Here is a 12,939-nt window from a genome sequence, read left to right on the forward strand (position 1 = left end):
TTGAATATGAAGATGTTGAACTAGTACTACATACTACAGCCGTAGATACCAGAAAGTTGCATTTTCCTTGATGCTCACAACTCTGAGAAACCGCATGAATTAAGCTTTTCTATGAGTGTCTTTTCTGTTGAAAAAAGTAAGTACGGCTGTAGTACTAGAGCCAACTGAAGAGCAGTCGTCGCGTTTGCGGCAGTTATGCGGGTGTGTTCGTTTTGTCTGGGATCACGGACTTGAGGTAACAAAACACATTCTGGATCCCGGCGGAAAACTTCCCTCAGCGTTTGAACTAAACCGAATGCTCACGGGGTGGAAAAAAACACTGGAATACGCCTTCTTACAGGAAGCTTACACCGATAACCTTCAACAAAAACTTAAAGATTTACATGGGGCATGGAGGCGCTGCTTCGATAAAACACTGGCCGAGAAAGCGCCTGTATGGAAACGAAAAAATGACGGCAGGGATTCAATCCGGTTCGTCAATTTTGAAAAATATTGTCTCCTTGAAAATCGCCGAGTCAGGCTTCCTTTCGGGCTCGGATGGATAAAATTCCGGCAATCGCAGGATATGAACGGCAAAATCAAAAATGCCACGATCAGCCAGTCAGCGGGTAAGTGGTCTGTGTCGTTTCAAGTCGAGATAGAAGCCTCTGAGCCCCACCATGAATCAACAACAATAGTTGGTCTGGATGCCGAGATATCGAAACTGGCGACGCTCTCAGACGGTACGATATACGAACCGGTCAACAGTTTTAAAACCCGCCAGCGCAAGCTGGCGAAGCGCTAGAGACAATTAAGCCGCAAAGTGAAGTTCAGCGCCAACTGGCAGAAACAGAAGCGAAAAATTCAGCGTCTGCACGCGCATATTGCCAATATTCGCCGCGACTACCTTCATGAGACCACCACGAAAATAAGCAAAAACCACGCGATGATCGTGATTGAAAATTTGAAGGTCAGTAATATGTCGAAGTCAGCGAAGGCACGGCAGAACAGCCCGGAAGGAGCGTTCGGGCTAAAACAGGCTTAAATCGCGCGATACTGGAGCAGGGCTGGTATGAAATGCGCCGTCAGCTAGAATATAAGCAGCTCTGGCGCGGCGGTCAGGTATTGGCAGTCCCGCCGGCATACACCAGCCAGCGGTGCGCATGTTGCGGTCATACAGCAAAAGAGAACCGCTTGTCGCAGAGTAAATTTGTGTGCCAGGTGTGTGGATATACCGCGAATGCAGATGTAAACGGCGCTCGTAACATTTTAGCGGCAGGGCATGCTGTGCTTGCCTGTGGAGGGACGGTGCTGTCAGGCTGCCCGTTGAAGCAGGAACCAGACGCAGAGTGATCAGTCGTCGCCCACTAACGGGGATCCCCATCTTGAGTCACGAAGTATGAAAGTGGGGGGAGGATGTCAAAAATATGGAATTGATGAAGGTGATCATCATGCCATCCCTGAGCGCTTTGAATGATATTAGTGAAAAGCCGCTAAAGAAGTCTCGCCTGATAGCCTGAAGCGACGCCAGACCATAGGACTAACACCCCGAAGTACTATTTTAACGACATAGGCTTTCATGATGAGATGCCCGATAAGTGCGTTTAGTTGCTCATTCTCTCGCCGATTGAATAGAGTGCCCCAGACTTTTTTATGCTCTCCCTATAGGGTTTCAACCAGATTCGCGCCATCCGTAGCCTGACACACATAAATGGTTTCTTTCAGACCTGTCGATGCAAAATAGTGTTGTGCTACCGCAGCCTTAACAGCATCAACCTGTATTTTCGGCACTAAAGCAACCACACAACCGCCAAATCCCCCTCCTGTCATTCTTACCCCACCCTGTTTACCGATAACTTGCTTCACAATATCAACCAAGATATCAATTTCAGGTACGGTAATTTCAAAGTCATCACGCATTGACTGATGTGATTGTGTCATGAGTTCTGCTATTAATGGCATATCACCTCCTGCCATTAACGCTTTTGCTGCCAAAAGTGTACGCTCATTTTCTGTGATTACATGGCGTGCACGTTTAGCGACTATCCCATCAAGCTCAGAAATGCGCTTTTCAAACTCATCTATTGTCACATCACGCAAAGCCTTAACACCAAATAATGCCGCTGCTTGCTCACATTGAGCCCGGCGAATATTGTATTCACTGCTAACCAATTCTCTTTTTTTATTCGAATTAATTATAATAACCGCTATATCTTTAGGCATAGATACAGCCTGAATAGTTAAATGCCGGCAATCAATTAATAACGCATAATTATTTTTACCTTCTGCTGAAATTAATTGATCCATAATGCCACAATGGCAGCCTACAAATTCATTTTCTGCTTGCTGCCCATTTAGCGCAATTTCTGTTTGACTAATGGTTAAGTGGTAAAGGGTTTTAAATGTTTGACCAATAACCGTTTCCAATGCAGCCGATGAGCTTAATCCCGCTCCCTGCGGTATATTTCCAGTCACTACAATATCTGCCCCTTTAAATGTATATCCGCGACGGAGTAAATATTTCACAACTCCTCGAATGTAATTAGCCCACATTTTACTTTCGTGAAATATAATAGGTTGACTGATATCAAACTCATCTAATTGATTACCATAATCAACTGAAACAACACGAATAATATTATCCTGCCGTTTCGCCGCGGCAACCACAACGTGGTAATTAATGGCACATGGTAATACGAAACCATCATTATAATCAGTGTGCTCTCCAATCAAATTAACCCGACCTGGCGCTTGAATAATATGCGTTGGTGTACAATGGAATACTGAATTAAACATACCTTTAGCGCAATTAATTAAAATTTTCATCACGTTATTCTCAAATATAGCGTTAAATGCACAACACTTTCAATGAAATATCGCCACCGGGCATAATCACTTTTGCTCTTTATAATGCATGTCACTCAAAGCACGCAGAATTTTGGCTGCTTGCTCTGCGGTTAAATCACGTTGCGTTTCAGCAAACATTTCATAACCCACCATGAATTTTCGCACGGTAGCAGACCGCAATAACGGCGGATAGAAAAGTGCGTGTAATTGCCAATGTTCAATATCTGTATCTTGTTCAAAAAACGGGGCAAAATGCCAGCCCATAGAATAAGGAAAAGAACTTTGAAATAAATTGTCATAACGACTGGTGAGTTTTTTAAGTGCAACCGCTAAATCACCGAGTTGTCCATCTGTTAATTCATTCATACGACGAACATGAACTTTAGGTAACAACATGGTTTCATAAGGCCATGCTGCCCAATAAGGCACAACCGCCAACCAATGCATCGTATTAACCACGACTCGCTTACCATCAGCTAATTCAGCCTGAACATAATCCACCAGTAAGTTAGAATTATGTTCCTGGTAATAAGCTCGCAACTGTTTATCTTTACGCTCAATTTCATTTGGCAAAAAACTATTTGCCCAGATTTGCCCATGCGGGTGAGGCTGAGAACACCCCATTGTTTCTCCCTTATTCTCAAATAATTGCACCCAGAGATACTCTTTACCCAGTATTTCAATTTGTTCATTCCAGGTATCAATTAATTGACGAATGAGTTTAACAGACAATTCAGGTAATGTTTTACTGTGATCAGGAGAAAAACAGATCACGCGGCTTAATCCCCGTACTCCTTGCGTTTTAAATAGCGGGTGATGCGATTGTGGTACATCAGGCGAATCTGGTATTAAAGCCGAAAAATCATTATTGAAAACAAACGTTGCTTGATAAGCAGGATTTTGCTCACCGGAAATACGCACGTTTGATGGACAAAGGAAACATTGCTCATCATAGTTTGGGATATCGTCTATTAGTGACTGCTCATCTTGCCCACTCCACGGCCGCTTCACTCGATGGGGAGAGACCAAAACCCATTGCCCGGTTAGAGGATTATAACGACGATGGGGATGTTCAACAGGATTAAATTCAATCTTAGACATAACCGTCTCTACTTTATTTGTATTTTCCAACATCATTTGTAAAAATATTTGTTAATACTTGAACTGACCGCAGTGTAACAATGGGCCTCAAGACCAATCTGAGATATCAATCACGCATACGAATAAAAGCAAGTATCAAGAATTGTATTTAATGATAATGTTGTAACTCTAAATTGTATCCCGACCAAATGGTAACATTTACAATTCCATAACAAATAAACCCGTCATTTCTTCTTTGTCGAATCCTCTTTGGTAGCACAATGACCAATGATACCTTGTAAATCAAATTAGTGGCACGACTTATAGGAAAGCGTGACTTATAGTCCGTGGTTTGATAAGTAACATCGTTCGATACTTATCAGATGAAAAAGCCTAATACGATAAAATCTATTTTTGGACAAAGAGTTAGATATATCAGAGTGACATCTGGTATGTCTCAGGAAGCTTTTGCTGATAAATGTGGGCTTGATCGTACTTATATCAGCGGTATTGAACGTGGAGTCAGGAATCCCACACTTGAAGTTATCAATGTTATCGCAAATGGTTTGCAGATCGAGTTGAAAGATCTGTTTGATTTTAGTGCAGAACAAAAGAGTTAATTAACTTTATTCTCACATCATTTCATTACCTTTTTGTTTCGTCATTACCTTCTGGAAGATTTTATTTTTTTGCCATATTCATCATTATCTCAACGATTGACATAAAACATGTTGATGTAGCTCATCATCGTTGATGAGCTACGCCATTTTGATCTACAGCCACTTACCTCATGTACCTCGAAGGCCATATCTCGGCAGGATCGCAATCTAAAGCATCTGCAATGAGCCGCTGCCCTTTGGGCCAACGGCGTTGCAAGGTATTGGCAAGGGTCGATGAGGCTAACCCTGCCTTTCTTGAAACTGCTGCTAACGATGTTCCTCGTTTTTTTAGTGCAGCGATGATGTCTGCTGGGTGCCAGTCCTGATTTTTCATCATTAATTCTCCACGTTACGGATAACTTTGATATAAAAAGATAAATCGTTACATAGTAGACTATAAGTCACATATGATAACATAACTTACCGAGAAAAGTGACTTATAGTCCGTGGTCTGATAAGTAACATAATTCGATACTTATTAGATGAAAAAGCCAAATGCTGTAAAATCCCTGTTTGGACAAAGAGTTAGGCATCTCAGACAATCGTCTGGAATGTCTCAGGAAGCTTTTGCCGATAAATGTGGAATTGACCGTACCTATATCAGCGGCATTGAGCGGGGGATCAGAAATCCTACGCTTGAAATCATCAATATCATTGCAAGTGGTTTGCAGATTGAGTTGACAGAGTTGTTTGATTTCAGTACAAAACCAAAAAGCTAGCCGTACTTTTCCCCTTATTTTGAGGAATAGTTTATAAAGGGAGAATCAAGTTCTCCCTTTATAAATGGCGTGATTAAATATTAATGACTTGTTGGGCGCCATTCCGCTCAATTTTTATTGTCAGTTTACCCGATGGTGTCTCCGATAATTGATTACGAAGATAGGTTATATCCTCAGGAAGGATTTTCTGGTTGTTAACTTCCAGCACAATATCACCGTTTTTTAATCCAAATTTTTCAATATCTTTTGGCTCGTTGTAAAATATCTCTAATTTATTATTAAAATAGCGAACTGCAATCGTGCGCAGTAATTTACTGTCATAACGGGTGAAGTTCTTGGCATTAAAACAGAGTAACATTTTATTGGGAATAAATAGATAGTCATCAAAACGAGAGAGGAAACTCATACCAAGATAGTATTGGTCGTTTTTATTTTCACTGACTTTCAGACGACCAACAGGCAGTTGTTGTAAATAAAAGCCGTCAATCAGGTACTCTTTCCCACTAGCAAGTCCACCAGCAGAGGCGTATTTAACATTGATTCCTTCAGAAATTTTATCTTTATGATCTTTTTTCAGATATTCAATAAATTCTTGAGAAGCATAGCTATAATCAGCTCCGGTATCTATGTTGAAAATGACATTAGAAACCTTGATTGCGGGAGATTTCCCATAGATGTCACTGTAAGGTTCACATTGCTGATAACTCAGGATTGAAGGTGCATGGCGCCATACTGTCAGGGTATGGTTCAAATTATTCACTTCCCAGTTTAATTGGCGGAAAGTATCAATTCCAAGGATGCCATCCAGCTTCTGACCAATGGATTGATTGAAAAGATTCATATCAATGCCAATCCAGGGATCAGAAGCCGGCACGCTATAATTACCGATGGTAATAGCAAGGGGTTGCCATAATGTCAGCTCATCTTTGTGTAATCGCTTTTCACTGGTTGTAATTAATCCATCGGATAACATATGGTGGAATGTCACCGGTATGTTTGATTCTGGCGTGATTTGGGTCAGTGTTTTAGCCAGTTCATTGTCAATGAAGGTATAACTGGCCCCGGTATCCAGCAGGAATTGATATTTTTTACCGGAGATCGTGACAGGAACTATGATCGTGGTAGGTTGATGGATATTCAGTTTAGTAGAGAGGACCGGCTTATTTACTTCGGGAATATGGCGTTTTTCTATATGACTACAGCCGGTAAGCAGTGTCAGCAAGCCAGCGGTAATAAGTGCCTGGCAGGTTATTTTGCCCTGTTTTTTCATAGGATTGGATTCCTTTTCTGTGGTGTGGAAGATGAAAGTCTACGGTTCAGTAAAAGTTCAACATGCTGCAATGGAAGCAAATAACATGTAGCGGCATGACGTGGGATAAGCACGTGTTGCCATTATAGGTTAACTTTGTTTCGAATATTATTATCCGCTTCTTTAGTAAAACCAGAGATAAACAACCGCATCATTATACTCGGTTGACATAAAATTCAGTCAGTTACTGTATAAGGATACGGAGCTGTAGATTCCAGCTGTAGTGATGGTGAACACGATTAATGAGATGGAATATTCCGTTATCAAGCAACAAATCGTTCTGGAATTGTTCGAACGTGGTATTCATGATCTGGAAAAATGCTCGTGGATTTAGATTATGGCGTCTGGCTTGCCGATATTCGCTATTTAAGGTAGCGTTGAAAGCCGTTTAGTATTAAATAACGGCTTTAATTATGAATCTTATGCCTGAAATGATTTTCCACCTTAATTGCAGGTATCGCCAATGTTGCTCAACGCATCAATGATCAATTGCCAGAATCGCTGTTGCTCCAATTTGACTGCAACTTGGGTGTGGCAATTTTCTGGTAGTGGAAAACGGAAATCCGCGACTGTCATACCGACAGTTAAGGTGCCGTTCAGTTCAATATTGACCGGTACTTTTTGCGTTGTCATCACTGTAGGATCAATCACATAGGCGACAGCACAAGGATCATGTATTGGAGGGCAATTGAAGCCGTGTTTCTTCTGGTAACTTTTGCCGTAGAATTCCAGCATGTCCGTGACAAACCGGGAAGTTTTGGTATTGATACGTGAAATCGCGTCCCTGACTTCTTGCGTGGCTCGTGCCTGATGTGTTAGATCTAGGCCGACCATCGTCAGCGGCCATTTTTCATTGAAAACAATGTGTGCTGCTTCCGGATCAACTTTGATATTGAATTCTGCAACTGCACTTCTGTTAGCCGTGTGATATCCACCTCCCATTAAGACAACTTCTTTTACCCGCTCGACGATCTGTGGCGCTTTACGGACAGCGAGAGCAATATTGGTCAGACTGCCGACAGGAACCAGTGTTACTGTTTTAGGTGGATGAGACATGATGGTATCAATGATCAGATCCGTCGCGTGGCGGGGATCAAGCGTCCGTGAATGTTTCGGGAGTTTCACGCCTCCCAGACCCGATTCACCGTGAATATCGGGTGCAGTTTCGAGATCACGGACCAATGGGCGATGACAGCCTGCGGCAAAGGGCACTCCGTTAATACCGGCAATATGCGCTATCGCCAGCGCATTGCGAGTGACTTTATCCAATGTCTGATTACCGGCAACAGTGGTGACGGCTAATAGCTCAATATTAGGATTGCCATGTGCCAGTAACATAGCAATGGCATCATCGTGCCCCGGATCGCAATCAAGAATGATTTTCTTAGCGGCCATTTTTACTCCTTATCAAAGAAAGTGATATAGAGAATGAGAATAATTCAGTTAAAGAATCTATTCAGTAATGAGATCTGATGCTTGTGTGAAGGTTCTCATAAATAATGAATAAAATGTTTCATAATTGTGATTTTATTATCATATAAACAACAATTGAGTTGTATAACCAGTTTGAGTGTGATTCTTATATAGTTTCGCTATGGAATTGGCGGGCAATATCTACTTCGGATTTATTGTTAATTTCTTAATAATTGCGAGGGCTGGAATGGATATTCATGTAGATAGATTATCAGCAGTGATTGAATCTGTGGCAACCAGTGAATTTTATCCTAATTTACTTAACTGGTTGGAACAATTTATTCCTTTTGATAACGCCATTGTCTATGCCTTCGAGCAAGGCGCTCCTCCGCGTTGTTTAAGTAAAGCAGAGAAGAAAAACAGCGATGCGGTAAACCAGATTTATCAACAGGGCGCTTATCTGCAAGATCCTTTCTATCAGGCTTTGGCAAAGGGCGCTGAGACTGATCTGCTTACCTTACGGGAACTCGTTCCTACAGGATTTTATCATACTGATTACTATCTGAATTTTTATCGTAAAACTGGCTGGCGGGATGAAGCGGGCGTTTTACTGAAACTCTCTCCTCAAAGGCAGCTTGGCCTGTTTTTTGGTAATGAGAATCAGCCATTTTTCATACAAAAACAACACCAGAAAAACCTGCGAACAACGCTGGAAATTATTCGCAGTGTCGCCCGGTTACATGGTGGAATGATGCAGCAGGCTTCTTCTGCCGACATGGTTTGTCTGGATACCCAAGCCCGTTATGCTTTGACGCCAAGAGAATGTGAGATTGTTGAATTGATATTGCAAGGTAAAGGATCTCCACAGATTGCTGAGAAACTGTTTATCAGTACTGGAACAGTGAAAAACCACCGGAAAAATATTTATCAAAAACTGCAAATCAGATCACAAGCAGAGCTGTTTAGCCTGTTTTTGACGCCTTCTGTACGTTATTTCGCTTGAGTCACAATTGTTAATACAGTGTTGCAAATATCCCTAAAGGGACATGGTGATGTGACTCCGCACTACAGATAATCCGGTGATTATGTCAGATGCTAATTGGGGTATCACATGAACAATAATGTTGATTCATTAACTTATTATGCAACGACCAAGAAATATGATCTTCGTTTTCCGATATTAAAAGAAGATCTGGATGTGGATGTCGTCATTATCGGCGGTGGATTTTCCGGTATCAATACCGCGCTTGAACTGGCGGAAAAAGGCATCACCAATATTGCTATCCTAGAAGGGCGTCATCTTGGCTATGGTGGTACTGGACGTAATGGTGGTCAGGTTATGGCGGGTATTGGTCATGATCTGGAAGTGATCAAGCGGCATGTTGGTGAAAAAGGGCTGGAGACGATCTTTAAGATCAGCAACCTCGGCGCCGGCATCATTCGTGATCGTATTGCAAAATATAACATTGACGCCGATCTCTGCCGTGGTTATGGCTATCTTGGATTTAATCAGCGGCAGGAAAAAACGTTACGTGGCTGGCTGAAAGATTTCCAAGCGGTTTCTCCTGATGAAGAAATTGAACTATATACCGGCTCTGATGTGAAAAAGGTTGTGGGTTCTGATGTCTATACCTGTGCGTTGAAGCATATGGGCGGCGGGCATGTTCACTCCCTGAACCTGTTATTGGGTGAAGCTAAAGCCGCGACAGAACTTGGCGTAAAAATCTTTGAAAATAGCCAGGTGCTGAATGTTGAATATGGTTCCAGAGTGACAGTTCGTACCTCGATGGGGTCTGTTCGCGCCAATAAAATGCTGTGGGCTTGTAACGGTTTCCTCAATGGCCTTGAGCCGTACATCTACAAGAAGACAATTAACACTTATGCCTTCCAACTAATGACGGAAGAATTATCGGATGATTTGATCAAAAAAATCAGCCCGATCCGTGGTGCATACAGTGATATTCGTCCGGTTATCGATTACTACCGGGTGACTAACGAAAACCGCCTGCTGTTCGGCAGTACAACACCTTTAATTGAACACATTCCATCGGATTTGAAAGCTTGGAATCGCCATTTGATGCTGAAGGTTTTCCCCTATCTGAAAGATGTGAAAATTGAATTGGCATGGGGAGGACCATTGTGTTGCAGCGCCAACCTGTTCCCGCAAATCGGCTCTTTGCCGCAGCATAATAATGTGTTCTACGTGCAGGGATATTCCGGCTTTGGGGTAACGCCAAGCCATATCGTTTGTAAGGTCCTGGCTGAGGGGATAAGTGAAGGATCTGAGCGCTATGATCTGATGAGCTCAATTCCTCATGCAAACATTATTGGCAAAGATACGTTACGACATCTGATGGTGTCGGCGGGCAAGATTTGGCATCAAACGTCAGGGTACTGGAAAGGCCGCCGTTAAATTATTGAGATTTTCGGTATCAATAGCGTTCACTGAACGATTTATAAATTCTTTTATTTGAAGCGAGAACATCATGATTAAATCACTTTTACTGAACAAATCACTGCCTGAACTGTTGGACATTGGTAGCGTAAGCAATCTGGGTTCTACCGTTGTGGAAGGTGATCCACAAGCCAGTGTTGCAATGATATTTGGTGAACCGACTGATAACTTGACTTGCGGCATTTTTGCCTGTACCCGTGGAAAATTCAGTATGGTGTATCCGTTTGATGAGCACGCAACCGTCTCGGAAGGCTCGGTAAAACTGACCGATATGAAAACCAGTGAAACAGTTGAATATCATCCGGGGGACTCCTGGTTTGCCGCGAAAGGAACTGAAGTGCTGTGGGAAGTGACCGCCGACCGTTTTGTGAAGCATTATCTGGCTTGTGTTAAAGGCTAAAAAGCACCCGTTTGATCAGAGGTAAGTTAAGTAATGAGTGATATAACCCTGTTACAGCAGGTTACGGCCTTTCTGCAACGCAATCATGGTCATTATATTCATGGTCAATTAGTCAATGGTCAGGGGTATGAAACATTTTCCGTGGTGAACCCTGCGACTGATGAAGTGATTGCGACAGTGAATCAAGGCGGTGAAGCGGAAGTCAATGCGGCTATGCAAGCGGCAGATGCTGCATTTCATGGCGTGTGGGCGCAAACTTCACCTATGGAGCGTGGTAACTGCTTGAATCGTCTGGCAGATTTATTACTGGCACATCGGGAAGAACTAGCGCAATTGGAAAGTGTTTGCTCTGGTAAAACTATCCAATTGTCCCGCATGTTGGAAATTGATTCTTCTGTTCAGTTCCTGCGTTATTTTGCCGGATGGTCAAGTAAGATCAGTGGTGAAACACTGAATGTTTCTTTGCCCTCTTTTAAAGGTGAACAATACACGGCGTTTACTCGCCGTGAGCCGATTGGTGTTGTGGCAGGGATCATTCCGTGGAATTTCTCCATCATCGTTGCCATCTGGAAAATGGCGGCTGCACTGACCTGTGGTTGTACCATTGTGTTGAAACCAAGCGAATACACACCGCTGACAATGCTCAGAGTGGCTGAATTGGCAAAAGAGGCAGGTATTCCCGATGGTGTCATCAATGTGGTTAATGGTTCAGGTTCAGTATTAGGCCCTGCGCTGATAAGTCATCCATTGTGTGCCAAAGTCACCTTTACCGGCTCTGTGCCAACCGGTATTGCTGTGGGTAAATCAGCGATGGAACAGGGATTGACTCGCGTTACGTTGGAGCTTGGTGGTAAAAACGGCGCGGCGTTTTTGGCGGATATGTCTGCTGAAAAGATTGTTAATGGTGTTCTGGAAGCGGGTTATCTCAATCAAGGGCAAATTTGTGCTGCGGCTGAACGTTTCTATATTCCTGCTGGCCGCATGGATGAAGTGCTGAAATTGTTGTCTGAAAGACTTGCTGCAATGAACATTGGTTCTCCGCTGGATGAATCAACAGAAATGGGACCACTGGCGAACAAAGAGCACTACAACAAGATACTGTCCCTGTTTAACAAAGCCCGTCAGGAAGGCAGTGAAATTGTTTATGGCGGTTATGCTCTGGAAGGGCCTGGTTACTTTGTGGCGCCAACCGTTATTCGTGCTAACAGCCCGGAAGATTCATTGATGAAGGAAGAGACATTTGGTCCTGTAGGCACTTTCCTCAGTTATGACGATGAGGAAGAGATGATTGGGTTGATGAACAGCACGCCGTTTGGTTTAGCAGCGAGTTTATGGACCAATGATCTGAGCAAAGCTATGCGTATGATCCCGCGTATTGAAGCCGGGACTGTTTGGGTCAATATGCATACATTCCTTGATCCGGCATTACCGTTCGGCGGTACGAAATCTTCAGGTATTGGCCGTGAATTCGGCAGTGCTTTTATTGAGCACTATACTGAATTGAAATCGGTTATGGTTCGTTATTGATTTTATTTCTGAATTAGGAGAGGACGGCCCCTGAGCGGTAAAAGGGGCTATCAAGGGTTGCTTGCTTGGCATCTTCATCTGCCTACACAACCCTTAGGTAAAATGCGCATCTTGCAGTAATGGCACAATCGTGTCGGCATTCCAATGGAATTTAAGCCAGTTCGGTTGTTCCCAGATCCACATTGGTTTCTCCTGTGAGTCGAATAAAAAGCTTATTTGGCTCAGATTGAGCTGAGGTTAATGAGATAGCCCATGATACCTGATTTTTTTCAATATCATAAAAAATATAGAGTTAAGTCTTTTTGGTGATTAATGCAAAGTCTATAAACCGAATAAGGGAAATTTAGTTAATAAAATTTTAGTTACTTAATTCATTAAGACGGATTTTTAGCGAGATTATTGGCATTATTTTGTGATGCAAATCACGTTTTATTAAATTTATTGGGGATTAATTCGCCTAATCATCAAGACATCGCCGATTTTTTGTTATAACCTTTTGCCTGAATATTAAGCGGATAACATTATTGATTCTGTATCTTTATTGATGACTG

General features: G+C 42.6%; 12 protein-coding genes and 1 pseudogene. 7 read left to right on the forward strand and 6 right to left on the reverse strand.

Annotation, left to right across the window (positions count from 1 at the left end; genetic code table 11):
• Positions 1–124: 124 nt before the first annotated feature.
• Positions 125–1,332, forward strand: a pseudogene (locus ABR397_RS25045) (RNA-guided endonuclease InsQ/TnpB family protein).
• 309 nt (positions 1,333–1,641) lie between these two features.
• Here the strand turns inward: ABR397_RS25045 and galK are convergent.
• A complete protein-coding gene (gene galK / locus ABR397_RS12140; protein WP_350305962.1) occupies positions 1,642–2,805 on the reverse strand; it encodes a galactokinase in 1,164 nt (387 codons plus the stop codon).
• A 66-nt stretch (positions 2,806–2,871) separates the two neighbouring features.
• Complete coding sequence (locus tag ABR397_RS12145) at positions 2,872–3,927, reverse strand: UDP-glucose--hexose-1-phosphate uridylyltransferase (RefSeq protein WP_350305963.1); 1,056 nt, start codon at positions 3,925–3,927, stop codon at positions 2,872–2,874.
• Positions 3,928–4,289: 362 nt separating this feature from the next.
• Here ABR397_RS12145 and xreR1 point away from each other — a divergent pair, with 362 nt between their 5' ends.
• Complete coding sequence (gene xreR1 / locus ABR397_RS12150; RefSeq protein WP_031280684.1) at positions 4,290–4,526, forward strand: cell morphology transcriptional regulator XreR1; 237 nt, start codon at positions 4,290–4,292, stop codon at positions 4,524–4,526.
• 163 nt (positions 4,527–4,689) lie between these two features.
• Here the strand turns inward: xreR1 and xreR2 are convergent, their stop codons facing one another.
• Entirely contained in the window at positions 4,690–4,899 is a 210-nt protein-coding gene (gene xreR2, locus ABR397_RS12155; RefSeq protein WP_166285370.1) for a cell morphology transcriptional regulator XreR2, read from the reverse strand.
• Positions 4,900–5,047: 148 nt separating this feature from the next.
• On the opposite strand from xreR2, the gene ABR397_RS12160 reads away from it, so the two are divergent.
• Positions 5,048–5,284, forward strand: coding sequence for a helix-turn-helix domain-containing protein (locus ABR397_RS12160; protein WP_350305964.1), 237 nt, complete (start codon positions 5,048–5,050; stop codon positions 5,282–5,284).
• Between the two features lie 73 nt (positions 5,285–5,357).
• Here the strand turns inward: ABR397_RS12160 and ABR397_RS12165 are convergent, their stop codons facing one another.
• Together ABR397_RS12165 and uriH are read right to left on the reverse strand one after the other, a co-directional pair.
• Entirely contained in the window at positions 5,358–6,554 is a 1,197-nt protein-coding gene (locus ABR397_RS12165; RefSeq protein ID WP_350305965.1) for an aspartyl protease family protein, read from the reverse strand.
• A gap of 483 nt (positions 6,555–7,037) precedes the next feature.
• Positions 7,038–7,988: a uridine-preferring nucleoside hydrolase UriH gene (gene uriH / locus ABR397_RS12170; protein WP_350305966.1), complete on the reverse strand. Its 951-nt coding sequence runs from the start codon at positions 7,986–7,988 to the stop codon at positions 7,038–7,040.
• A 265-nt stretch (positions 7,989–8,253) separates the two neighbouring features.
• On the opposite strand from uriH, the gene ABR397_RS12175 reads away from it, so the two are divergent.
• The 4 genes from ABR397_RS12175 (at position 8,254) to ABR397_RS12190 (ending at position 12,388) form a co-directional block, all read left to right on the forward strand.
• Positions 8,254–9,009: a response regulator transcription factor gene (locus tag ABR397_RS12175; RefSeq protein ID WP_350305967.1), complete on the forward strand. Its 756-nt coding sequence runs from the start codon at positions 8,254–8,256 to the stop codon at positions 9,007–9,009.
• Positions 9,010–9,117: 108 nt separating this feature from the next.
• Positions 9,118–10,419, forward strand: coding sequence for an NAD(P)/FAD-dependent oxidoreductase (locus ABR397_RS12180; protein WP_350305968.1), 1,302 nt, complete (start codon positions 9,118–9,120; stop codon positions 10,417–10,419).
• A gap of 73 nt (positions 10,420–10,492) precedes the next feature.
• Complete coding sequence (locus ABR397_RS12185) at positions 10,493–10,861, forward strand: cupin domain-containing protein (RefSeq protein WP_350305969.1); 369 nt, start codon at positions 10,493–10,495, stop codon at positions 10,859–10,861.
• Positions 10,862–10,894: 33 nt separating this feature from the next.
• A complete protein-coding gene (locus ABR397_RS12190) occupies positions 10,895–12,388 on the forward strand; it encodes an aldehyde dehydrogenase family protein (RefSeq protein ID WP_350305970.1) in 1,494 nt (497 codons plus the stop codon).
• Positions 12,389–12,481: 93 nt separating this feature from the next.
• On the opposite strand, the gene ABR397_RS12195 is transcribed toward ABR397_RS12190, so the two are convergent.
• Positions 12,482–12,571 carry a DUF4172 domain-containing protein gene (locus tag ABR397_RS12195; RefSeq protein ID WP_350305971.1) on the reverse strand — a complete coding sequence of 30 codons (90 nt, stop codon included), beginning with the start codon at positions 12,569–12,571 and terminating at the stop codon, positions 12,482–12,484.
• Between the last annotated feature and the right edge of the window lie 368 nt (positions 12,572–12,939).

Source organism: Photorhabdus viridis (genome assembly GCF_040256935.1).
In the GTDB taxonomy this organism is placed as follows: domain Bacteria; phylum Pseudomonadota; class Gammaproteobacteria; order Enterobacterales; family Enterobacteriaceae; genus Photorhabdus; species Photorhabdus viridis.

What these genes read in the sequence shown, in the direction of transcription:
- ABR397_RS12185 (WP_350305969.1), top strand. Translation starts at nt 10,493, where the DNA reads ATGATTAAATCACTTTTACTGAACAAATCACTGCCTGAACTGTTGGAC.
- xreR1 (WP_031280684.1), top strand. Translation starts at nt 4,290, where the DNA reads ATGAAAAAGCCTAATACGATAAAATCTATTTTTGGACAAAGAGTTAGA.
- xreR2 (WP_166285370.1), bottom strand. Translation starts at nt 4,899, where the DNA reads ATGAAAAATCAGGACTGGCACCCAGCAGACATCATCGCTGCACTAAAA.
- galK (WP_350305962.1), bottom strand. Translation starts at nt 2,805, where the DNA reads ATGAAAATTTTAATTAATTGCGCTAAAGGTATGTTTAATTCAGTATTC.
- ABR397_RS12180 (WP_350305968.1), top strand. Translation starts at nt 9,118, where the DNA reads ATGAACAATAATGTTGATTCATTAACTTATTATGCAACGACCAAGAAA.
- ABR397_RS12165 (WP_350305965.1), bottom strand. Translation starts at nt 6,554, where the DNA reads ATGAAAAAACAGGGCAAAATAACCTGCCAGGCACTTATTACCGCTGGC.
- uriH (WP_350305966.1), bottom strand. Translation starts at nt 7,988, where the DNA reads ATGGCCGCTAAGAAAATCATTCTTGATTGCGATCCGGGGCACGATGAT.
- ABR397_RS12145 (WP_350305963.1), bottom strand. Translation starts at nt 3,927, where the DNA reads ATGTCTAAGATTGAATTTAATCCTGTTGAACATCCCCATCGTCGTTAT.
- ABR397_RS12175 (WP_350305967.1), top strand. Translation starts at nt 8,254, where the DNA reads ATGGATATTCATGTAGATAGATTATCAGCAGTGATTGAATCTGTGGCA.
- ABR397_RS12195 (WP_350305971.1), bottom strand. Translation starts at nt 12,571, where the DNA reads ATGTGGATCTGGGAACAACCGAACTGGCTTAAATTCCATTGGAATGCC.
- ABR397_RS12160 (WP_350305964.1), top strand. Translation starts at nt 5,048, where the DNA reads ATGAAAAAGCCAAATGCTGTAAAATCCCTGTTTGGACAAAGAGTTAGG.
- ABR397_RS12190 (WP_350305970.1), top strand. Translation starts at nt 10,895, where the DNA reads ATGAGTGATATAACCCTGTTACAGCAGGTTACGGCCTTTCTGCAACGC.